We start from the raw sequence: 21,050 nt of genomic DNA on the forward strand, positions 1-21,050 counted from the left end.
GGGGTGGAATTGCCGACCGTCATCGGCGTCGACATCGGCGGTTCGAAGACGCACGGCGTCCGCGCCGTCGACGGCCTTTCCGTGGCCGAGGCGGTGGCCGGGAGCGCCAACATCGCCTCCGTCGGCCCCGCGGAGGCGGGCCGCCAGCTCGACGGCCTCCTCGCGCAGCTCGGCACCGCCGACGTCGACGCGGTGTGCGCGGGCGCGGCCGGGGCCGACGGCTCCGAGTCGATCGCCACGCTGCAGCGGCTCTTCACCGAGCGCATGCCCGGGGCCTGCGTCGCGATCGTGCACGACGCCCGGCTGGTGCTCGCCGCCGCCGGGATGGACACCGGGGTGGCGCTGATCTCCGGCACGGGGTCGGTGGCCTGGGGCGTGCGCATGGACGGCACCGACTCCCGCGCGGGCGGCTGGGGCCACCTGCTGGGCGACGAGGGCAGCGGCTACCGGGTCACCGTCGACGCCGTCCGGCACACACTGGACCGGATGGACGCGGGCGCGCCGGTCGACCAGCTGACCGCCACGCTCCTCGCGCAATGCGGGCTGACCAGCCCCGAGCAGCTGGTGGACCACTTCTACAGCACCCAGGACCGCCGGTACTGGGCCCAACGCGCGCCCGCGCTCCTCGCGCTGGCCGCGACCGGCGACCCGGCGGCCGGCGCGCTCCTCACCGGCGCCGCCGACGCGCTCGCGGCGCTGGCGCTCCGCGTGCTCGGCCGGCTCGGCACGCCCGGCCCCGTCGTGCTCGGCGGTGGGTTCGCCGTGCACCAGCCCGCGTTGCAACAGGCCGTACGGGAACGACTTCCCGGCGTCGAGGTGCATGTGCTCACGCAGGAGCCCGTCGCCGGGGCGGTGCGGCTCGCCGCCGCCCTCGTTGCCGATCCCGAACAGGAGAGAGCGTGACGCTCGTGGCACCGCACATGCCCGGCCGCCTGATGGCCGCGGAGATCGCCGAGCAGCCGGAGGTCTGGCGCCGGTTGCTGGCCGACGGCCCGGCGGCCGGCATCGACGCGGCGGCGGACGCGATCCGGCGCAGGCGCCCGCGCGCCGTGCTGTTCGTCGCCCGCGGCACGAGCGACCATGCCGCGCTCTACGCCAAGTACCTCGTGGAGATCCGGCACGGGCTCCCGGCGGGGCTGGTCTCGCCGTCCACGATGACCGCCTACGGGGCCCGGCCCGACCTGCGAGACGTGCTCATGATCGGGATCAGCCAGTCGGGCGGCTCGCCCGACCTCGTCCGGTCGCTGCAGGTGGCCCGCGAGCAGGGCGCGCTCACCGTCGCCGTCACGAACGACGCCACTTCCGCGCTCGCGAAGACCGCCCACGAGCACGTGGACGTGCTGGCGGGGCGGGAACGGTCGGTGGCGGCCACCAAGTCCTACACCGCCCAGCTCCTCGCGCTCTACCTGCTGCTGGAGCGGGTCCGCGACGTCGACGGCGCGGCGGCCGCCGCGGCGCTGCCCGACCTCGGCGACGCGCTGCTCGCCCGTGAGGCGGAGGTCGCGGAACTGGCACAGCGCTACCGGTTCGCCCAGCGGCTGCTCACCACCGCGCGCGGGTACTCCTACCCGACCGCGCGAGAGGCCGCACTCAAGCTCATGGAGACCTCGTACGTGTCGGCGCAGGCGTTCTCCGGCGCCGATCTGCTGCACGGCCCGCTCGCGCTCGTCGACCCGCAGGTGCCGGTGCTTGCCGTCGTCGCGGACGGGGTGGGCGGCGCGGCGATGGAGGACGTCCTGCCGCGGCTGGCGGAGCGCAACGCGGACGTCTGCTGCGTCGGGCACCCCGGCGCGGTGTCCCGCGCCGCCGTCGGGTTCGCGCTGCCGGGAGGCGCCCCCGAGGAGCTGTCGCCGCTGCTGGAGATCGTCCCGTTTCAACTGCTCGCCCTGCACCTGGCCGTCGCGCGGGGTGGCGACCCGGACGCGCCGCGCGGGCTGAGCAAGATCACGGAGACCCTGTGACTCGAGTTTCTGGGAGTGGCGAACACCTGCTCGCCGCCGGCACTGTCGTCGCGGGCGGCACGGTAGGGCCGGGCTGGGTCGAGCTGGCCGGCGAGCGCATCTCGGCGGTCGGATCGGGCGCGCCGCCGCGGACGCCCGACACCGACTTCGGGGACGCTGTGCTCGTTCCCGGTTTCGTCGACGTGCACGTGCACGGTGGGGCGGGAGCCGCGTTCCCGGACGGGGACGTGGGCGCGGCTCTGCAGGCCGTCCGGTTCCACCGCGCGCACGGGAGCACCACGATGCTTGCGAGCCTGGTGGCGGCCGCGCCCGACGAGCTGCTCAAGGCCGTCGACGCGCTCGCCGAGCTGGTGACCGACGGCGAACTGGCGGGCGTGCACCTGGAGGGGCCGTGGCTCGCCACGGCCCGCTGCGGGGCGCACGACCCCCTTCAGCTCCGCGACCCCGATCCCGCCGAGCTCGACCGGCTGCTGCGCGCGGGCGCAGGGGCCGTGCGCATGATCACGCTCGCGCCCGAGCTGACCGGCGGGGTTGACGCGGTACGGCGGATCACCGGGGCCGGCGCGATCGCGGCGCTCGGGCACACGGACGCGACCTACGAGCTGACGAAGGACGCGATCGCGGCGGGCGCCCGGATGGGCACCCACCTGTTCAACGCGATGGCACCGGTCCACCACCGCGAGCCCGGCCCGGCCGTGGCGCTGCTGGAGGACCCACGCGTCACCGTGGAACTGGTGACCGACGGGCTGCACGTCCACCCGGCGCTGTGGGAGCACGTGGTGCGGGCGGCAGGGGCCGGGCGGGTGGCCGCGGTGACCGACGCGATGGCGGCAGCCGGGATGCCCGACGGCGAGTACCACCTCGGCGCGCTCCGCGTGGCCGTGCGGGACCGGGTGGCGCGGCTCCCCGGCACCGGCACGATCGCCGGCAGCACCGCCACCACCGATGAGCTGTTCGCCAACATCGTCCGGCACGCGGCGACGTCACGCGAGGAGGCGCTGCTGCGGGCGGTGGCGATGACGTCGACGACCCCGGCGAAGGCCATGGGTCTGGCCGACGTGGGCGCGATCGAGGCAGGCAGTCGCGCGGACCTGGTGGTGCTGACCGAGGACCTGAAGGTCCAGGAGGTCTACCGGAGAGGCGACCGAATCCCCCGCGATCCACCCGCGAGTCGCGCCGAAAGTGCGCGCGAGTCGCGCGATTAGTGCGCGCGAGTCGCGGGCTGTTCTGCAGCCCCGCGACTCGCGCACACTTTCCCAGCGACTCGCGGGTGGGGTCAGCGTTTGCGGGTGCGGAGGTAGTCGCTCACTACTTCCGCGCCCAGGCCGTCCAGCGTGGGCGCTACCACCTTCCCGCCGCATCTGCGGGCCACGTCGTCCACGAATGCCGCGAGTCTCGGGTCGTCGCCCAGCATGAAGAACGTGATCGCCGCCCGCAGCGCGGCGATCCGGTCCACCTCGGCGATCGTGGCGCGCAGGGTCTCGTGGCTCGGCGGCCAGTCGAACACGGCCTCCCCGTCGGGCTCCAGGTGCGCGGTCGGCTCGCCGTCGGTGACGACCAGCACCACCGGCTCGGCGTCCGGGTTGCGGCGCAGGTGCTGGCCGGCGAGCAGGAGCGCATGGTGCAGGTTGGTGCCCTGCTCCCACACCCCCTCCAGGCCGATCAGCTCACCCAGCTCCACCGACCGGGCGTGCCGGCCGAACGTGATCAGCTTCAGGTCGTCGCCGCGGAACCGCGTGGAGATGAGCTGGTGGAGCGCCAGCGCGGTGCGCTTCATCGGCACCCAGCGCCCGTCCTGCACCATCGACCACGACGTGTCGACGCACAGTGCCACGGCCGCACGGGAGCGCTGTTCGGTCTCGACGATCTCCACGTCGGTGACGTCGAGCCGCCGGTCGTCGCCGCCTGCCCGCCGCAGCTGCGCGTTGAGCAGGGTGCGCGGGACGCTCCACGCCTCGGTGTCGCCGAAGGCCCACGGCCTGGTGGCCCCAGTGGCCTCGCCGGCCGCCCCGGAGCTGCGGTTCTCCCGTTCGCCCCGGCGCGCACCGATCTTGTCGACGACGTCGCGCAGCGCCGCCTCCCCCAGCCGCCGCAGCGCCTTGGGCGAGAGCTGCAGCGACCCGTCCGGCGCCCGCTCGAAGAGGCCCTGGCGCTGCAGCTCACGCTCCAGCTCGGCCAGGGCGCGGGCGTCGACGCGGGCCTCGTCGCCCAGGTGCCGGCCCAGCGCGTCGATGTCGATGTCTTCCATCCGGGCGCCGGGGTAGCTCTGGGCCAGCTGCTCGGCCAGCGCGTCGAGCTGCCCGAGCTGCTCCATCGCGCGGGTGGCCTCGCCCATGCCCATCGGGTTCTCGCCGCGAAAGCGGCCCTGGCCATCCCAGTCCTCGCCGGGACGCAGGCCCTGCAGGTGCGCGTCGAGCTGCCCCAGCGCCTGCGCCAGCCGCGGATCGCCGAACGCCTGCTGCGACAGCTCCATCAGCTCCGCGCGCTGCTCCGGCGTCATCGAGTTGAGCATCCGTTGCGCCGCCGCGGCCCGCTGCGCGAGCAGATCGATCAGCTCGTCGGTGTTCTGCGGGTTCTCGGGGAAGAATTCGCCGTGCTTGCGCATGAACTCGTCGAACTGCGCTTGTGTGTCGCGCCCCTGCGCGTGGTTGGCGAGCAGGTCGTTGAGGTCGTCGAGCATCTCGCGGATGCCCTCGACGTCCTCGGGCGTGGCGTTCTCCATCGCCTGCTTCATGCCCTGGAACCGCTGGTCGAGCATCTCCCGGCCGAGCAGGTCGCGGATCTGCTCGTACGCCTCCCTGCCGCCTGCGGACTGCCAGTCGTACTCGTTCAGCTCCCGGACCGCGCCGCCGGTGTCCGACGGCAGCGCGTCGAGCTGCATCTCGCGGAACCGGGCGTCGTCGGTGTCCTGGCGGCCCAGCGTGTCGCGCTCGGCCTCGAGGGCACGCTGCAGGAGCTCGCGGACCTCCTGCAACGTGCCGTCGAGCCGATTCTCCCGCTGCAGCCTGCTGCGCCGCTGCCAGACCTCGCGGGTGAGCTCGTCGAGCCCGCGCTGCCCGCGCATGCCGCGACGCATCAGCTCCTGCAGCGCCGAGCGCGGCGACGCGCCCTCCATGACGTCGCGGCCGATCTCGTCGAGCGCCGCCCGGATGTCGACGGGCGGTGCGAGCGGGTCCGGCCCGTCGGTGTAAGGCCCGTAGGCATACCTGCGTGCGCGTCTAGCCATAGCGCACCGTGTCGCCGTCGTCGGACTCGTCCTTCGCCAGCCGCCTCGTGAGGAACAGCAGCTCCAGGGCCAGCTCGGCGGCGCTCGCCATCGGTCCGGGGTCCTCGGTGCCGCCCGCGCCGAGGCGCGTGGCCACCTCCGTGAGTGCCTCGACGGCGGGCAGCGCCGCCACCACCTCGATGGCGGGGACGCGCTCGCCCGTGCGCACCGGTGTCTCGGCGACGGCCTCGGCCAACGGGTTGAGGTCGATGCCGCGCAGCCAGGACCGGGCGGTGTCGGCGGTCGCGCGCCGGAGCAAGTGCTCCAGGTGCTCGGACTCGCGGCCCTCCTCACCGGAGGCGAACTCGAGCTTGCCGCGCAGCACGGCTGGCACCGCCTCCAGGTCGACCGGACGTGCGACCGCCCGCTTCTCACCCGTAATCGCCGCGCGGCGCAGTGCCGCGGCGGCCACGGTCTCGGCGGCGGCCACGGCGAACCGGGCCGAGACCCCCGACCCCTGGTCGATGGCGCTCGACTCACGCAGCGACCGCGTGAACCGGGCGACCACCTCGACGAGGTGCCGCGGCACGTCGGCGACCAGCTCGGCCTCCTGCTGCACCAGCGCGATCTCGTCGGCCAGCTCAAGCGGGTAGTGCGTGCGGACCTCGGCGCCGAAGCGGTCCTTGAGCGGGGTGATGATCCGGCCGCGGTTGGTGTAGTCCTCGGGGTTGGCCGATGCCACGAGCAGCACGTCCAGCGGGAGCCGCAGCGTGTAGCCGCGGACCTGGATGTCGCGCTCCTCCATCACGTTGAGCAGCGCCACCTGGATTCGCTCGGCGAGGTCGGGCAGCTCGTTGATGGCCACGACGCCGCGGTGGGCGCGGGGCACGAGGCCGAAGTGGATGGTCTCCGGGTCGCCGAGCGAGCGGCCCTCGGCGACCTTGACGGGGTCGACGTCGCCGATGAGGTCGGCGACGGCGGTATCGGGGGTGGCGAGCTTCTCGGTGTAGCGCTGGTCGCGGTGGCGCCAGGCCACCGGCAGGTCGTCGGCGAGCTCGGCGGCGCGGCGGCGGGAGGCGGGGGTGATCGGGTCGTAGGGGTGCTCGCCCAGCTCGGAGCCCTCGATCACGGGCGTCCACTCGTCGAGCAGGTTGACGATCGAGCGCAGCAGGCGCGTCTTTCCCTGGCCGCGCTCACCCAGCAGCACGACGTCGTGCCCGGCGATCAGGGCGCGCTCCAGCTGCGGGAGCACGGTGGACTCGAACCCGACGATGCCGGGCCACGGGTCGCGCCCCTCGCGGAGCGCGGCGAGCAGGTTGTCGCGGATCTCGTCCTTGACGCCACGCAGCTCGTGGCCGGACGCCCGGAGGGCGCCCACAGTGCGGGGAAGATCATGGGGCACGTAATCAACGTTACGCCCGCATCATCGCGCCCAGCGGGCTGCCGGGCGGCCGTAACACGGACTTGACCTCAACTGCGGTGGAGCTCCTAGCGTGATCTTCGCAGGTCGCGAGACAGGAGACGATATGAAGGTCATCCGCCAGTACGAGTTCGGATCCGCAGATGTGCTGCGGTACGAGGACATGCCCGACCCGGTCCCCGGCGAGGGGCAGGTGCTCGTCGAGGTGGCCGCGGCCGGGGTGCACCTGCTCGACACGACGATCCGGTCGGGTCAGACCGGCGGCCCGTACCCGGACCCGGATCTACCCATGACACCCGGTCGCGAGGTGGCGGGCACGGTCATTCGGACGGGGCCGGACGCCGATGCGTCGTGGGTGGGCAAGCCGGTTGTCGTGCATCTCGGGATGGCCGGCGGGGGGTACGCCGCGCGGGCCGTGGCCGCGGCCGAGTCCCTCCACGAGATGCCGTCGGGTCTCTCCCCCGAGCAGGCCGTGGCCACGATCGGCACCGGACGGACCGCAGTCGGCGTCCTCGGCATGTCCGACCTGACGCCCGAGGACGTGGTGCTGATCCCTGCGGCGGCCGGTGGGCTCGGCACGCTCTTCGTGCAGGCCACGCGGGCCGCGGGCGCCACCTCCGTCGGCCTGGCGGGCGGGCCGGAGAAGGTCGAGCTGGTGCGCTCGCTCGGTGCGGACGTCGCGGTCGACTACCACGAGCCCGAATGGGCGGAGAAGGCGCTCGCCGCTCTCGACGGGCGCAAGCCGACGCTCCTGCTCGACGGTGTGGGCGGCGACGTCGGGAGGGCGGGGCTGGAGATGCTCGACGTCGGGGGGCGGATCGTGATGTTCGGCTGGTCCGCAGGGAAGCCCACGCAGCTCACGACCATGGACATCGTCAAGGGGAGCCTCTCCGTGCACTGGGTGACGGGACCGCGGATGCTGCGCCGCTACGGCGGGCTCAGGGGGCTCGAGACCGCGGCGCTCGCCGAGGCGGCGGCCGGGCGGATGGTGCCGGTCGTGCAGCGGTTCCCCCTCGCGGACGCCGCCGGCGCCCACCGGGCGCTGGAGTCGCGCGCGACGACGGGGAAGGTCGTTCTCATCCCCTGAACCCGGTCCCCCCGATCGTCACGCGGCTTGGGTCCTGACCGGCACGATGCATGCGGCCGGAAGCCGGCGCCCGGTAGCGTCCCCGCTTATGAAACGGGATCAAGCTCGTCAGCTGGCCGAGGCGATCGCCTGGGTCCGAATCGCCATCGGCGTCACCGCCCTCGTGGCGCCCACGGTGCCCCTGCGGCCGTGGGTCGGCCGCGACGTCGCCTGGCAGGCCAAGCTGTTGGCCCGGTCGCTCGGGGCCCGGGATCTCGCCCTCGGCATCGGCCTGGTCCTGGCGCTGCGCCACGACGCCCCGGTGCGGGGTTGGGTGGAGGGCGGCGGGGTGGCCGACGCCGGCGACGCCCTCGCCACGCTGCTTTCCTTCGGGAAGCTGCCCAAGGGCAGCCGGTGGCCGGTGCTGCTCTCGGCCGCCGGCGCGGCCGCCTCAGCCCGCCTGGTCGCCCCGGCAATCGATGAGAAGGTCTAGCCCAAGCCCCGCTCGTCCTGCTTGAAGGCGGTGTCGACCGACAGCGCCGAGGCCACCACGTTCTCCGATCGTGCTCCATCTCGGGCGCGCGGCGGCTCTGTCGGCCTCCTTTTCGGTCTCGCCCGCATGTCGACGTCGGCGGTGACCGTTGCGCTCCCCGAGCTCGCCGCCGGCCTGGAGATCAGCGCCTCCACCGCCGCGTGGATGGTGACGGTGAGCGGGTACGCGGTCGCGCTCGCCGTCGCCACGCCGACGCGCGGCCGGCTCGCCGGTATGCGCCCAAGCGCGGCTGAGCCGTCCGGTGCTCAGGCCGGCACCGGCCAGCGGCCCACGCAATGGGCCGCACCGGCGGTGTCCACGAGCAGGGCGGGCAAGCCCAGCTCCGCCAGCCACCCCGGCGCCGCCGGCCCGCGCAGCATCGCTCCGGCGCACGCAGCGCTCGCCGCGGGTGCGTCGGCGGCGGCCACGCTGACCGATCGCCACGCCGGTGGAACCGTCCGCCCCGTCGCGGGCACCACCACGGGGCGCAGCGGCGAGCGCCCCCGCTGCTGCCCGACGCGGACCGTGCTCAGCCGGGAGATGCCGCCCCCGTCCACCGCGACCACGGTGGACGAGGCGTCCGGCGCGTCCTGGATCTCGATGCGCCAGCCGCCAACCGGTGCCAGCCCGGACGTGGCGACGTCGCTCCCGAACGCCACGAGCACACCGCAGGACATCACCTCGGCGACCAGCTCGGCGCAGAGCTGGGCCGTCCACGCCCGCAGCGACGCTCCCCGCTCCAGCAGCAGAGCCTCGCGGCCGCGTGCGGCGGCGTCGAGCACGAGCTGCCACGGCTCGGGTGCGGGCTGGTGCACGTCCACCCCCTCGGGCGCGGGCACGAGCCCGTACGGGTAGGCCCGCGGACGGCTGGTGCGGCCGAGCAGCTCGGCGAAGCGGTCGCCGCCGACCGGCCCACCGCGGCGCCTCCGGCCCGCGCCCGCGGCCTTCGGGTGGGCGACCCGGTCGATGATCGTGAGCTGCTCCTCGAGGAGGTGTCGGGCTTTGTGCATGGCCCAGGGATCGGTGACGACCAGGCGGCACCGCGTGTCCCAGACGGTCCATTCGCTGGAGACGGTCGCGGTGTGGGTGCCGGTGTGCAGCGAGATCGTCATCGTCGTGCGCCTCCGGGGAGCGTGCTTGGGGGGCGCTCACGGTGACAGAACGTCGCTGTGACGACGCTGTGAGAATCCTCAGCGGAGATCCCCCGCGCCATCGGGCGAGCACCCGGCACCGGTCGGGGGAACTCCTTACCCAGGGTGGGAGGTTCACCGGCTCACCGCTGCGGCCCGTGCGCCGAAGGCTGGGGACCGTGAACACCACGACCACCGACACCACGATCCCGCGGACCGGCAGCGACTTCGCGCTCCTGTCCCGCCGGGTCTCCGCCGCCGGACTCATGCGCAGGCGCCCCGGCTACTACGTGCTCCGGTTCCTGCTCGTGGGGGCGTCGGCGGCCGCAACCGTCGTCGGGTTCTTCCTGTTGGGCGACTCCCCGTGGCAGCTGCTCCTGGCCGCCCTCGCCGCGGTCGTGTACGGGCAGGTCGCGCTGCTGGCCCACGACGTGGCACACCGGCAGGTGTTCCGCACCCGCCGCCCCGCGGCGATCACCGGCCGCATCCTCGGCAATCTCGGGATCGGCATGTCCTACGGCTGGTGGATGGAGAAGCACACCCGCCACCACGCCAACCCCAACCACGAGGGCCTCGACCCGGACGTCGAGCCGGGCGCGCTGGTGTGGACCGGGGAGCAGGCGCTCAGCACCGAGAGCGGCCGGTTCGGGCGGTTCGTGCATCGCCACCAGGCCGCGCTCTTCTTCCCCATCCTGACGCTCGCCGGCATCGACCTGCGGCGGAGCAGCGTGCGCGGGCTGCTGGGGCAGCGTGGGGCGACGGTGCCGCTGCGGTGGCTGGAACTGGCCCTGCTCGCGGTGCACGCGATCGCGTACGTGACGGCGCTGTCCCTCGTGCTTCCGCCCGGGCTCGCGCTCGCGTTCTTCGCCGTGCACCAGGGACTGTTCGGGCTCTACCTGGGTTCGATCTTCGCGCCGAACCACAAAGGCATGGCGATGCCGACCGAGCGCCTCGACTTCCTGCGCAAGCAGGTGATCACCGCGCGCAACGTGCGGGGCGGCGCATTCACCGACGGCCTGCTGCACGTGGCGCTCGGCGGCCTCAACCACCAGATCGAGCATCACCTCTTCCCGAGCATGCCGACGCCGAACCTGCGCGAGGCGCGCCCGGTGGTGCGGGAGTTCTGCGCGGAGATCGGCGTGCCGTACCACGAGACAAGCCTGGGGCGGTCGTGGGCGGAGGCGCTGGGCCAGCTGCGCCGGGCGGGCGGCCCGCTTCGCTGACCGCCGTCGTGGCCGGAACGTTCACGACACCTCCGCGAGGCGCGCGGGAGGCTCTGGCCATGACCACCACTCGAACCGGTGCTGTGATCGACCTCCCCGCAGCTGTGGACTTCATGGCCCGCCACGCCCGCCTGCTGGATCGGCGCCGTGTCGGGGTGCTGCTCGGCAGCGGCTCGCCGGAGGCGGCGCTCGCCGCGCTCGCGGCGTACCGCAACCCGGACGGCGGCTACGGCTGGGGGCTGGAACCCGACCTGCGTTCGGCCTCGAGCCAGCCGGGGGCGGCGCTGCACGCGTTCGAGGTGTTCGGGGACATCGCCCCGGCCACCGACCCGGCCGCGGCGGCCCTGTGCGACTGGCTCGACTCCGTCTCGCTGCCCGACGGCGGGGTCCCCTTCGCCCTGCCGGTGCCCGACCCGGCGGGCACCGCCGCCTGGTGGGCAGGCGCCCCTCAGGACGTCTCCTCGCTGCAGATCACCGCGATCGTGGCGGCGGTGGCCCACCGCACCGCCCGGCACGATCCGGCGGTCGCCGCGCACCCCTGGCTCGCCCGCGCCACCGCCTACTGCCTCGGCGCCGCCGGGGACGCCACCGAAGCCGTCGAGCCCCCGCAGGCGCTTGTGCTGGCGTTCGCCCTGAGGTTCCTCGACGCCGTGCACGACACCGTGCCGAAGGCCGCCGGAATCATCGAGGGCCTGCGTCGGTTCGTGCCCGCCGACGGCGTGATCCCCGTGCAGGGCGGCACCCAGGACGAGGCGATCCGCCCCCTCGACATCGCGCCGGAGCCGGGCCGCCCGGTGCGCGCCCTCTTCTCGTGGGACTCGATAGACGCCGAACTGCGCAGGCTCGCCGCCGGCCAGCAGCCTGACGGCGGCTGGCGCGTCGAGTACGCCGAGTTCTCCCCGGCGGGCGCCCTGGAGTGGCGCGGCCACGCGACGGTCCGGGCGTTGCAGGTGCTGCAGGCGAACGGCCTGCTGTGAACCCCGGTGATCCTGCGACTACGAGAGCAGCAGAAGTGCTGTCGGGACGCCGACCAGGCCGATGGCCCCCAGTCGCACGAGCACCCGCACCGTCACCGACAGCGGCCGCGGCGGCTCGGTGATCCGGAGCAGCCTGCGGTCCAGCGCGTCGGTGAACGAGCTCAGCGCCGCCGCGGGCGCCGCTCCGCCCATCGTGCGGAGCGCGCCGGTGAGCTGCCCGGCTGTGACGGCGGAGGAGGCGACATCGTCGGCGCGCATCTCGATCAGGGCGGCGACGGCGACCTGGGCGCAGACCATCCCACGCACGAACGGCGCGGTCGCCCCCCACGCGACGAACGGGAGCACGACGAGGTCGTGGCGCTCGCGCAGGTGGGCCTGCTCGTGCGCGAGCACCGCCCGCACCGCGGGCGGGTCGAGCGCGTCGAGCACACCTGCCGAGAGCACGAGCCGCGACCGCAGCCCCGGAAGGCAATAGGCCACGGGCACGGGGTGGTCGAGCACGCGAGCGCCGGGCACTGCAGGCCACGGCGTGCCGAGGAGGTCGAGCAGGTCACGATGGCGCTGGCGGGCCCGCAGCGTGCGCACCGTGACCGCCACGAGCACCGAGACGAGCCGCAGCGCCAGTGCGAGCGCCGCCAGCAGCGCGATGACGTGCACGATCTCGAACTCTGGCAGCTGCCCGGCGGCCAGCGTGTCGATCGCGGCGCTCACGGCGGCGGGTAGCGACGGTCCGAGCGGCGCCAATCCGAAGACGACCCCGGACCCGAGCAGCGACAGTCCGCCCGCCAACCCGACGGCCTGCCACACGAGCAGCCCGCCTACGGGGTCGCGCGCGGGCCATTGGGCGGCGGCCAGCGCCCGGCTCACCGGTTCAGCGAGCAACACACCAAGCAGCAGCAGCCCCAGCGCCGTGCTCTCCATGGTGAGCCAGGATGGCAGACGTCAGTCGAGCAGGTTGCGCAGAGCCGCCCGTTCGTCCTCGGGGATCGAGCCCAGGAACCGGGCGAGCGCGGCGCCGCGGTCCGGAGCGGCGTCCAGCGCGTCGCGCATCAGCTCGGCGACGTGGTCCTCGCGGCTCGCCACGGTGCGGTAATGGTGAGCCCGGCCCGCCCGCTCCCGCGTGACGAGTCCCTTGCGCTCCAAGCGCCCAAGCACGGTCAGCACCGTGGTGGTGGCCAGCTGGCGATGGGCGAGCGCATCTTGGACGTCACGTGCCGTGACGGGCGCGCCTGCCGACCACAGAATCTCCATCACGGCGCGTTCGAGCTCGCCCAAAGTCAGCACCAGCCCATTCTACTCACGGTAGAAGGGGTTGTGGTTCACCCATCAGTGGATCTGTACCTCGTTGCCGACCTGCAGGAAGTTGAACCAGGCCACGGCGTCCTCGTGCACGAGCTTCACGCAGCCGCCCGACGACGTGTCCTGCCGCCCCTCGTGGAAGGCGATACCGCCGTCGGCGAAGAACACCGCGTACGGCATCTGCGTCAGGTACTCGCGGCTCGTGTACTGCTCGGCCTTCCACTGCACCGCGAAGGTGCCCAGCGGGGTGGGGGTGTCGCGGTCGCCGGTCTGGATGCGCACCGGCCCGCGCACCGCACGTCCGTTGTCGATCAGCCACGCCACCCGGCCGTGGAGATCGACGCAGGCCCGCGCCGTCCGCGTGCACGGCGTGCCGCTGACCCGTTCCGGGCCGGGCTGGACGATGGGAGCGGAGCCGGAGCTTGCGGACGTCGCCGCCCGCACCGGGGTGGGGACCCGGGCCGCCGTGGTGCTCGGGCCGGATAGGGGCCGACCCCCCGGAGCTGTGGACGGGGGCGCCGCTGCCGGGGCGCCGGCGCCCGTTCCCGGGGCGCCGGCGCCCGTTCCGGGTGCGGCGGGGGCGGGACCGGCCTGCGCGGGCACCGTCTGGGCGGCTACCCCGGCGGCCGCGGGCGCGGCGATCGCCTCCCGCGCCGCGTGCGCAGCCTCTATGCCGCCCATGACCGTCGCTGCCGCCACGATGAGCGCTCCCGCGATCGCCACCCGGGCCGCCGACGCACGGCGAACTCCCGCCCGTCCGTGTGTCCCCATCGTCGCCTCCCCGAATCCTGCTCGGTCAACGACGGCAACCCAAAGAGGTGACGACAAGTCACCCAGCGTTCACAGCGTGTCGTATGTCATGGCCAGCGGCCCCTGTTCGACTGGTCAGGCGGGACCTGCGATCGCCGTGCACGCGGCTCGGATGCGCTCCGGCACGACCTGCGCGGCCTGGTCCCGGCCGAGACCCTGAGCCTCCGCGACGATGCCGCGCAGCGCGTCGGCCTGCTGGGCCGTGAGCCCCCGGTGCTGGTAGTCGTAGCCCTGCGTGTCGGTCCCGCGCAGGTCCTCCGCGGCCCAATGCGTGAGCTGGTTGATGCAGACAGCCACGGGGTCAGGCGCGGGCCGTGACGTGGGTGAGGCGGCCTGGGGAGGCGCGGATGCCGGGGCGCAGCCTGCGAGAGCTGCGGCGGCCAGAGCGACAGCTAGCGGCGCCGCGCGGCGCACGGTGGCGAGCCTCACTCCGGGAGTCTGGCACGGCTTAGGGTGACGCCCATGGCGGCGGACGCGGGCGAGCTGCGGATGGGCACGGCGGCCGGCCGGTGGGTGCTCGCCACGACGGTGCTCGGCTCCGGCCTGGTCATGATCGACGGCACGGTCGTGAACGTGGCCCTCGAGAGCATCGGCCGGGACCTGCACGCCACCTTCACCGACCTGCAGTGGACCGTCAACGCCTACACGCTCACGCTCGCTTCGCTCATCCTGCTCGGTGGGTCGCTGGGCGACCATTTCGGACGTCGGCGCGTCTTCATCATCGGCGTGGTCTGGTTCGCGCTGGCCTCGCTCGCCTGCGGCCTCGCCCCGAACATCGAACTGCTCATCGCCGCGCGGGCGGCACAGGGCGTCGGCGGGGCGCTGCTCACTCCGGGCAGCCTCGCGATCATCTCGGCGTCGTTCCACGGTCCGGACCGCGCGGCCGCGGTCGGGGCATGGTCCGGGCTCGGCGGGATCGCGGGTGCGGTGGGGCCGTTCCTCGGCGGCTGGCTGGTGGAGTGGAACTGGCGGCTGGTTTTCCTGATCAACCTGCCGCTCGCCGCGCTGATCGTCGCCGTCGCGCTGTGGCACGTGCCGGAGACCCGCGACGAGGAGTCGGCACCCGGGCTCGACATCAGCGGCACCGTGCTCGCCGCCGGCGGCCTCGGTGCGCTCACCTACGGGCTCACCGGTCTCGGCGAACGCGGCCCGGATCCGGTGCTGCTCACCAGCATCGCCGTCGGCCTGGTGGCGCTGGTGGTCTTCGTGCTGGTGGAGCGCCGGTCGCCGCATCCGCTCGTGCCACCGGAGCTCTTCCGGAACCCGACGTTCACCGCCGCGAACCTCGCCACCGTGCTGATCTACGGCGCCCTCGGCGTGGTGTTCCTGCTCCTGGTGCTGGAGCTGCAGACCGTCGCCGGGTTCAGCCCCCTCGCGGCGGGGACCTCCCTGCTGCCCGTCACGCTTGTGATGCTGCTGTTCTCCGCGCGGGCGGGCGCCCTCGCGGGGCGGATCGGACCGCGGCTGCCGATGACGATCGGCCCGCTGATCAGCGCGGGTGGACTAGTGCTCCTGCTCCGCATCGACGCCAACGCCACGTGGCTCGCCGACGTGCTGCCCGCGATGCTCGTGTTCGGAGCAGGCCTCGCGCTCACGGTCGCGCCGCTCACGGCCACGGTTCTCGACGCCGCCCCGGACCGGTTCGCCGGCGCGGCGTCCGGCGTCAACAACGCGGTGGCCAGGGCTGCGGGCCTGCTCGCCGTGGCGGTCGTGCCGGGGATCGTCGGGATCACGGGGGCGGCGTACACCGACCCGGCGTTGCTGAACGCGGGCTTCCGCCGGGCCATAGTGATCTCGGCCGGGCTGCTCGTGGTCGCCGCTGGTCTGTCGTTCACGATGATCCGCCGGCCATTTGCGGCGGCCGAGCCCGCAGGGCCGGGCGGGCGGGTGCGGATCGAGGAATGCCCGAACTGCGGTATCGGCGGCCCGCCGGTGCAACCGGCTGACCTGCCCCGTTGACGATCACGCCGCGCCGGTGAACCCGCGCAGGTCGCGGCTGGTCGCGGCGACCGCCGCCGTCAGGAGGAGCAGCGCACCGAGCAGGACGAGGGACGCCGCGCCGCCCAGCGCAGTCGCGAGCGCACCGCCCAGTACCGGGCCGAGCGGCGCGAGCCCCCGCGACCCGACCGTGAGCACCGCGTCCATCCGGCCGAGCATGTCGTCCGGCGTCAACCGCGCGAGCACCACGTTCATCACGACGTTGATCGCGGGCGTCGAGAGCGCGATGAGCACCAGCGGGACCATCGGCCACCACCACCCGAGCGGGAGGGCCATCGCCGAGAGCGCGATCCCGAAGAGCGCGACGACGGCGAGGAACAGCTGCCCCGGCGGGAGCAGCTGCCCGGTCCGGCGGGACAGCAGCGCGCCCACCAGCCCGCCGAGCCCTGCAGTGGCCAGCACCGCGCCCGTGTCGAGAGCACCGCCGCCGCGTTCGCCGACCAGCACGATCAGCGGCAACAGCATGGCCCCGCCGAGCAGGTTCATCGCCATCGCCACGCCATAGACCGAGCGCAGCCCGCGGTGCCGCCACAGCCAGCCGACGGCCTCACCCGCCTCCCGGTGCATGCCGCGACGCACCCGTTCCCGACCGCCTGCGGGCCGCCGCGGCACCTTCGCGAGGACGGCGCACAGCGCCGCAACGAGGAAGGTGACCGCATCGGCGACGAACGGGACCGCCCGGCCGAACCCGTAGAGGAGGCCGCCGAGCGGCGGGCCGAGCAGGCTCGCCGCGTGCCGCCGCGACTCCTCCTGTGCATAGGCGGCGGGCAGGTGCGGCACCGGCACCACCCCGCGGATCGCCGTCCAGGTCGCCGGGTCGACGAACGCGCCGCACATCCCGTCGACCACGCCGAAGAGCACGAGGTGCCAGACCTGCACCCCGCCGGCGGTCACCAGCACCGCCAGGCCTGCCGAGTTGGCGGCCCGCAGGGCGGAACCCGTGACGAGCGTGCGGCGCCGGTCCCACCGATCCACCCACACCCCGGCGGGAACCTGGGTGAGCACGGCCGCCGCCACGCCTGCGCCGGTCACGACCCCTGCCCACGCAGGTGAGCCCGTGAGCCCCAGCACCAGCAGCGGCATCGCGAGTCGGGTGAGTTCGGAGCCGAGCTGCGAGACCGCGCCCCCGGCCCAGAGCAGCTGGAAGCTGCTGTTCCTCCGCAGCGGAGTGAGATCGGCGGAGGCCGGCGGCGGTTCCGGGACGCTCACGCGGCGCACTGTAGATCGTGCCCTGGCAAGGACGATCCGGCGCGGGTGATCAGCGCAGCTGCAGCGCCGCGGCCAGCTCGCTGAGCGTGGGTACCGGGTCGGCCGCCGCGGGCAGTACTTGCGCGCAGACGTGGTCGGCGCCGGCGTCGAGGTGCGCGGTGAGCCGGTCGGCGACGGTCGCCGCGTCGCCGTGGGCCACGAGCGCGTCGATCAACCGGTCGCTGCCCTCGCCGGCCAGGTCCTGCTCGGTCCAGCCGAGCCGCAGCAGGTTCGACCGGTAGTTCGTCAGGGAGAGATACGGTTTCACGGCCGGCCGCGCGACGAAGTGGGCCCGCTCCGGGTCGGTGTCGAGCACGACCTTCTGCTCGGGAGCCAGCAGCGGGCCCGCGCCCATCACCTCACGTGCCTCACGGGTGTGCTGCGGCGGCGTCAGGTACGGGTGGGCGCCCGCGGTGCGGTCAGCGGCCAGGCGCAGCGCCCGCGGCCCGAGCGCCGCGAGCGCCCGGCCCTCGACGGGCACGTCCGCCTCGTCGAGCCGATCGAGGTACTCGACCATCGTCGCGTAGGGCGAGCGGTACTCGCTCGTGGCCTCCGGGTGCCCGATCCCGACACCGAGCAGGAACCTCCCCGGATACTTCCCCTCGATCCGATGGTAGGAGGCGGCCACCTCATCGGCAGGGGTCTTCCACATGTTGACGATGCCCGTGGCGACCGCGATCCGGTCCGTCGCGGCGAGCAGCGACTCCGCGAGCTGCAGGTCACCGCCGGGAGAGCCACCGATCCAGATGGCGCCGAAGCCGAGTTCCTCGACCTGCGCGGCGAGCTCGGGGTTCAGGTCGCGCGCGCCTCGCCAGATCCCGTACCGGCCCAGTTCCACAGTCATGATGGGGCAACGTCCCCGCCGCCGGACCGATTCCTCTCTAGGAGGGTGATCCGGGTGCCGCCGCGCTCCGCGCGGGTGTCGGACCCCGGACATAAGGTCATGGCCGTGACTCCCGACCTCACCGCGCGGGCGGCGCCGCTGCGGATGCGCCCCCGTGCGATGGTGCCGGCCGATCCCCGCCTCCCCCGCGAGGCGCCCGCCGGCACGGAGGCCGTGGTCGTGGGCGGGGGGATCGCCGGGGTCAGCGCCGCGGTGGTGCTCGCGGAGCGCGGCGTGGCCGTCACGTTGCTGGAAGCGGCGCCGACGCTCGGCGGCCGTCTCGGTGCGTGGCCGCACACGCTGCCCGACGGCGCCGAGCAGGTGGTCGAGCACGGCTTCCACGCGTTCTTCCGGCATTACCACACCTGGCGTGCGCTGCTGCGCCGCATCGATCCCGAGCTCGGCTTCCTGCGCCCGGTCGGCGGATACCCGGTCATCTCCCGGCAGTGGCCCGCTGAGGACCTGACCGGCCTGCCCACCGCCCCGCCGCTCAACCTGCTGGCGCTCTTCGCCCGCTCCCCCAGCCTCGGGCTGCGCGACCTGCTCCGGTCCGATCAGGCACTGGCCGCCGAACTGCTCGCCTACGACCGCACGCGCACCACCGCGATCTTCGACGAGGTGCCCGCCGCACGGTTCCTCGCCGCGCTCGGCATGTCCGATCGCGCGCAGGCGATGCTGTTCGAGGCGTTTGCCCGGTCGTTCTTCGCCGACCCGGGGGTGCTCTCGGCCGCCGAGCTGATCGCGATGTTCCACTACTACTTCCTCGGCAACCCCGACGGCATCGGCTTCGACGCCCCCGCCGCCGACTACCTCACCGCGATCTGGCAGCCGTTCGCCGCGTACCTGGAGAAGCACGGCGCGGAGATCCGCAGGGGCACCCCCGCCCGAGCGCTCGCCCCCGCCGCAGCGCACGGCTGGCGGGTCGAGGTCGACGGCGGGTCAGTCACCACCCGCCACCTGGTGCTCGCCACCGAGCCGCCTGCGCTGCGGGCCCTGCTGGCCGCGTCGCCGCAGGTCGCCGAGGTCGCGCCCCGGCTTGCGGCGAAGGCTGCGGCGCTGGCGGTGGCCCCGCCGTTCGCCGTCACCCGGCTCTGGCTCGGCCGCGACGTCGCCCCGGAGCGCGCCACGTTCAACGCGGTGAGCCGGGAGCCCACACTCGACTCGGTCACGGTCTACTCGCGGCTGGAACGCCCGTCCGCCGAGTGGGCGGCGCGCACCGGCGGTTCGGTGGTGGAGCTGCACTCCTACGCGTGCACTGCACCCGACGCCGACACGGCCACCACCCGGATGCGGGCCGAGCTGGCCGCGTTGTGGCCCGAGACCGCCCAGGCCGAGGTCGTGCACCTGCAGCAACGCCTGGAGGCCACGGCACCCACGTTCCCGCCCGGCGGCGCGGGCTCACGGCTCGCCGTGACCGGTGAGGGCCGCGGCGTCCGGGTCGCGGGCGACCACGTCGACACCCCGTTCCTCACCGGCCTCATGGAACGCGCGGCGGTGTCCGGGGTACTGGCGGCCAACGACGTGCTCGCGGAGGTGGGCGCGGGCCCGGAGGAGATCCGCGGGGGCCCGCAGCGCGGCCTGCTGGCAGGCCTCCTGCCGCGCCGCCGGTGAACCCTTCGACCGCACACACCGTCCGGGCACCGCACACACCGGCGGTGTCTGCCGTAGCGGCTGGGCGTGTGCCGTCGGCCAAGACCGTGCGGGTCGCACTCGATCCTGGGCCGCTTGATGGGCCCGCTCGCGTTCAGCGGCTCGCCGAGGACGGCAGCCCGCTCGGTCCGCCCGAGACGCTGTCCGACCTCGCCGCCGTCGCCTGCGTGGAGCGTGAGCACGCGCCGCGCTGGGTGTTCGCCAGGGCGCGCGGCTACCGGCGGCTCCTCGCCGGAGGTGTCGACGTGGCCCGCGCTCACGACATCGAGCTGGTGGAAGGCCTGCTCGTAGCCGCCGACGGGCAGTTCGGGCAGCCGCACGGGCTCGCCGCCGCCGTCGCCCGGCTGGAGGGCCGCACCCCCGTCCCCGACCCGCCGGCCGGGGACGACGGCCCGCCCGCGCTGTTCGACGCGGGCCCCTCGACCGACGAGCTCGCCGACATCGTGGCCGTGCACGCGGCGCAGCAACGTAGGCTCTCCGCCGCCACTCCCGGGATGCGGCTGCTCGCCGCGGCGGAGTCGGCCGGGATGCTCGTCGCGCAGGAGATGACCGCGGCCGGGCTGCCCTGGCGCATCGACGTCCACGACCGGCTGCTCGTCGACCTCCTCGGCCCGAAGCCACTGCTCGGTGGCCGCCCGCCGAAGCTCGCTGCGCTCGCCGACGCAGTGAACGAGGCCTTCGGACGCCCGCTCAACCCCGACTCGCCCGCCGAGGTGCTGCGCGCCTTCGCCCGCGCAGGCCACGAGCTGGAGACCACTCGCTCCTGGGAGCTGAAGCGGATCGACCACCCGGCCGTCGAACCCCTGCTCGCCTACAAGGAGCTCGCCCGGCTGCACGCCGCGCACGGCTGGTCGTGGCTGCGCACGTGGGTGGCCGACGGGCGGTTCCGGCCGGAGTACGTGGTGGGCGGGGTCGTCTCCGGCCGGTGGGCCACCCGCGGAGGCGGGGCGCTGCAGATCCCGAAGGCCGTCCGGGCTGCCGTACGCGCCGACCCCGGCTGGAAGCTCGTCGCCGCCGACGCCGCCCAGCTCGAACCGCGGATGCTCGCAGCGCTCTCCGGCGACCACTCGCTCGCCCCCGGCGACGAGGACCTCTACACGGCGCTCGCCGCCCGCGAGTTCGCCGGCGACCGCGCCAAGGCCAAGCTCGCCCTGCTGTCGGCGATGTACGGGCAGACCTCCGGCGGGGCGGGCGTGCTGCTGGCCACGCTGCGCAAGCGGTTCCCGGCCGCGATGGCCTACGTGGAGGATGCGGCCCGCGCGGGTGAGGAGGGCCGCCTGGTGCGCTCCCACCTCGGCCGCACCTGCCCACCTGCCCGGCCGGGGCACGAGCAGCCCGCCGCCGCGCGGGCCCGCGGCCGGTTCACACGCAACTTCGTCGTGCAGGCGACGGCCGCCGAGTGGGCGCTCGTGCTCCTCGCTGAGCTGCGGATGCTGCTGCGCTCCGCGGGAAGCCGGGCGGTGCTGGTGTTCTTCCAGCACGACGAGGTGCTGCTGCACGCTCCGGCCGAGGAGGCCGAAGCTGCCGCCGAGGCCGTCCGTACCGCCGCTGTCACGGCGGGACGGCGGCTGTTCGGCGACACGCCGGTGCGCTTCCCGATGCAGCCGCGGATCGTCGAGGGCTACGACGAGCGCTGAGCGGCCAGAGG

Annotated in this window: 20 protein-coding genes; 10 read left to right on the forward strand and 10 right to left on the reverse strand. The window is 74.3% G+C overall.

The window, feature by feature from the left end; translation table 11 throughout:
* Window positions 1-3 precede the first annotated feature (3 nt).
* Genes ABD143_RS11730 through nagA form a run of 3 tightly spaced genes read left to right on the forward strand, consistent with a single transcriptional unit; the run spans window position 4 to window position 3,166 of the window.
* Window positions 4-903, forward strand: coding sequence for an N-acetylglucosamine kinase (locus ABD143_RS11730; RefSeq protein WP_343975642.1), 900 nt, complete (start codon window positions 4-6; stop codon window positions 901-903).
* Window positions 904-935: 32 nt separating this feature from the next.
* Window positions 936-1,961, forward strand: a complete 1,026-nt coding sequence (locus tag ABD143_RS11735) for an SIS domain-containing protein (protein WP_343977325.1) — start codon at window positions 936-938, stop codon at window positions 1,959-1,961.
* Window positions 1,958-3,166 carry an N-acetylglucosamine-6-phosphate deacetylase gene (gene nagA / locus ABD143_RS11740; protein WP_343975645.1) on the forward strand — a complete coding sequence of 403 codons (1,209 nt, stop codon included), beginning with the start codon at window positions 1,958-1,960 and terminating at the stop codon, window positions 3,164-3,166. The genes ABD143_RS11735 and nagA overlap by 4 nt, the downstream gene beginning before the upstream one ends.
* A 71-nt stretch (window positions 3,167-3,237) precedes the next feature.
* Here nagA and ABD143_RS11745 read toward each other — a convergent pair whose 3' ends face one another.
* Window positions 3,238-5,187, reverse strand: a complete 1,950-nt coding sequence (locus tag ABD143_RS11745; protein ID WP_343975649.1) for a vWA domain-containing protein — start codon at window positions 5,185-5,187, stop codon at window positions 3,238-3,240.
* Window positions 5,180-6,568, reverse strand: a complete 1,389-nt coding sequence (locus ABD143_RS11750; RefSeq protein ID WP_343975651.1) for an ATP-binding protein — start codon at window positions 6,566-6,568, stop codon at window positions 5,180-5,182. Before ABD143_RS11750 ends, ABD143_RS11745 begins: the two co-directional genes overlap by 8 nt.
* A 124-nt stretch (window positions 6,569-6,692) precedes the next feature.
* On the opposite strand from ABD143_RS11750, the gene ABD143_RS11755 reads away from it, so the two are divergent.
* Both ABD143_RS11755 and ABD143_RS11760 read left to right on the forward strand, forming a co-directional pair.
* Window positions 6,693-7,673 carry a zinc-binding dehydrogenase gene (locus tag ABD143_RS11755; RefSeq protein WP_343975654.1) on the forward strand — a complete coding sequence of 327 codons (981 nt, stop codon included), beginning with the start codon at window positions 6,693-6,695 and terminating at the stop codon, window positions 7,671-7,673.
* Between the two features lie 88 nt (window positions 7,674-7,761).
* The gene (locus tag ABD143_RS11760) at window positions 7,762-8,145 is read left to right on the forward strand and encodes a hypothetical protein (protein WP_343975657.1); all 384 of its coding nucleotides are present in this window, start codon (window positions 7,762-7,764) and stop codon (window positions 8,143-8,145) included.
* Here ABD143_RS11760 and ABD143_RS11765 read toward each other — a convergent pair.
* Together ABD143_RS11765 and ABD143_RS11770 are read right to left on the reverse strand one after the other, a co-directional pair.
* Window positions 8,142-8,393, reverse strand: a complete 252-nt coding sequence (locus tag ABD143_RS11765; RefSeq protein ID WP_343975660.1) for a hypothetical protein — start codon at window positions 8,391-8,393, stop codon at window positions 8,142-8,144. The two genes, ABD143_RS11760 and ABD143_RS11765, sit on opposite strands and share 4 nt — an antisense overlap.
* 57 nt (window positions 8,394-8,450) lie before the next feature.
* Complete coding sequence (locus tag ABD143_RS11770) at window positions 8,451-9,296, reverse strand: FAD:protein FMN transferase (protein ID WP_343975663.1); 846 nt, start codon at window positions 9,294-9,296, stop codon at window positions 8,451-8,453.
* A gap of 197 nt (window positions 9,297-9,493) precedes the next feature.
* Between ABD143_RS11770 and ABD143_RS11775 the strand changes: the two genes are divergently transcribed.
* Window positions 9,494-10,537, forward strand: a complete 1,044-nt coding sequence (locus tag ABD143_RS11775) for a fatty acid desaturase family protein (RefSeq protein WP_343975666.1) — start codon at window positions 9,494-9,496, stop codon at window positions 10,535-10,537.
* A 59-nt stretch (window positions 10,538-10,596) separates the two neighbouring features.
* Window positions 10,597-11,514, forward strand: coding sequence for a hypothetical protein (locus tag ABD143_RS11780; protein WP_343975669.1), 918 nt, complete (start codon window positions 10,597-10,599; stop codon window positions 11,512-11,514).
* A gap of 18 nt (window positions 11,515-11,532) precedes the next feature.
* Here the strand turns inward: ABD143_RS11780 and ABD143_RS11785 are convergent, their stop codons facing one another.
* The 4 genes from ABD143_RS11785 to ABD143_RS11800 form a co-directional block, all read right to left on the reverse strand.
* Complete coding sequence (locus ABD143_RS11785) at window positions 11,533-12,435, reverse strand: M56 family metallopeptidase (RefSeq protein ID WP_343975672.1); 903 nt, start codon at window positions 12,433-12,435, stop codon at window positions 11,533-11,535.
* Window positions 12,436-12,456: 21 nt separating this feature from the next.
* The gene (locus ABD143_RS11790; RefSeq protein ID WP_343975675.1) at window positions 12,457-12,798 is read right to left on the reverse strand and encodes a BlaI/MecI/CopY family transcriptional regulator; all 342 of its coding nucleotides are present in this window, start codon (window positions 12,796-12,798) and stop codon (window positions 12,457-12,459) included.
* 42 nt (window positions 12,799-12,840) lie between these two features.
* Window positions 12,841-13,584, reverse strand: a complete 744-nt coding sequence (locus ABD143_RS11795) for a L,D-transpeptidase (RefSeq protein WP_343975678.1) — start codon at window positions 13,582-13,584, stop codon at window positions 12,841-12,843.
* Between the two features lie 114 nt (window positions 13,585-13,698).
* Window positions 13,699-13,920, reverse strand: a complete 222-nt coding sequence (locus ABD143_RS11800; protein ID WP_343975681.1) for a hypothetical protein — start codon at window positions 13,918-13,920, stop codon at window positions 13,699-13,701.
* A gap of 165 nt (window positions 13,921-14,085) precedes the next feature.
* On the opposite strand from ABD143_RS11800, the gene ABD143_RS11805 reads away from it, so the two are divergent.
* Window positions 14,086-15,582, forward strand: a complete 1,497-nt coding sequence (locus ABD143_RS11805; RefSeq protein WP_343975684.1) for an MFS transporter — start codon at window positions 14,086-14,088, stop codon at window positions 15,580-15,582.
* 3 nt (window positions 15,583-15,585) lie between these two features.
* Here the strand turns inward: ABD143_RS11805 and ABD143_RS11810 are convergent, their stop codons facing one another.
* Both ABD143_RS11810 and ABD143_RS11815 read right to left on the reverse strand, forming a co-directional pair.
* Window positions 15,586-16,830 (reverse strand): MFS transporter, encoded by a 1,245-nt coding sequence (locus ABD143_RS11810; protein WP_343975688.1) that lies wholly within the window; start codon window positions 16,828-16,830, stop codon window positions 15,586-15,588.
* Between the two features lie 49 nt (window positions 16,831-16,879).
* Window positions 16,880-17,713 (reverse strand): LLM class F420-dependent oxidoreductase, encoded by an 834-nt coding sequence (locus ABD143_RS11815; protein ID WP_343975691.1) that lies wholly within the window; start codon window positions 17,711-17,713, stop codon window positions 16,880-16,882.
* 105 nt (window positions 17,714-17,818) lie between these two features.
* Between ABD143_RS11815 and ABD143_RS11820 the strand changes: the two genes are divergently transcribed.
* Together ABD143_RS11820 and ABD143_RS11825 are read left to right on the forward strand one after the other, a co-directional pair.
* Complete coding sequence (locus tag ABD143_RS11820) at window positions 17,819-19,363, forward strand: FAD-dependent oxidoreductase (protein ID WP_343975694.1); 1,545 nt, start codon at window positions 17,819-17,821, stop codon at window positions 19,361-19,363.
* Between the two features lie 86 nt (window positions 19,364-19,449).
* Window positions 19,450-21,039, forward strand: a complete 1,590-nt coding sequence (locus ABD143_RS11825) for a bifunctional 3'-5' exonuclease/DNA polymerase (RefSeq protein WP_379660073.1) — start codon at window positions 19,450-19,452, stop codon at window positions 21,037-21,039.
* The last annotated feature ends 11 nt before the right edge of the window (window positions 21,040-21,050 follow it).

Origin of the sequence: Pseudonocardia aurantiaca, from assembly GCF_039526725.1 — a bacterium.
Classification (GTDB): Bacteria; Actinomycetota; Actinomycetes; order Mycobacteriales; family Pseudonocardiaceae; genus Pseudonocardia; species Pseudonocardia aurantiaca.

Coding starts and splice junctions, on each gene's coding strand:
- ABD143_RS11735 (WP_343977325.1), top strand. CDS start 936: ATGGCCGCGGAGATCGCCGAGCAGCCGGAGGTCTGGCGCCGGTTGCTG.
- ABD143_RS11745 (WP_343975649.1), bottom strand. CDS start 5,187: ATGGCTAGACGCGCACGCAGGTATGCCTACGGGCCTTACACCGACGGG.
- ABD143_RS11755 (WP_343975654.1), top strand. CDS start 6,693: ATGAAGGTCATCCGCCAGTACGAGTTCGGATCCGCAGATGTGCTGCGG.
- ABD143_RS11760 (WP_343975657.1), top strand. CDS start 7,762: ATGAAACGGGATCAAGCTCGTCAGCTGGCCGAGGCGATCGCCTGGGTC.
- ABD143_RS11770 (WP_343975663.1), bottom strand. CDS start 9,296: ATGACGATCTCGCTGCACACCGGCACCCACACCGCGACCGTCTCCAGC.
- ABD143_RS11780 (WP_343975669.1), top strand. CDS start 10,597: ATGACCACCACTCGAACCGGTGCTGTGATCGACCTCCCCGCAGCTGTG.
- ABD143_RS11785 (WP_343975672.1), bottom strand. CDS start 12,435: ATGGAGAGCACGGCGCTGGGGCTGCTGCTGCTTGGTGTGTTGCTCGCT.
- ABD143_RS11795 (WP_343975678.1), bottom strand. CDS start 13,584: ATGGGGACACACGGACGGGCGGGAGTTCGCCGTGCGTCGGCGGCCCGG.
- ABD143_RS11805 (WP_343975684.1), top strand. CDS start 14,086: ATGGCGGCGGACGCGGGCGAGCTGCGGATGGGCACGGCGGCCGGCCGG.
- ABD143_RS11815 (WP_343975691.1), bottom strand. CDS start 17,713: ATGACTGTGGAACTGGGCCGGTACGGGATCTGGCGAGGCGCGCGCGAC.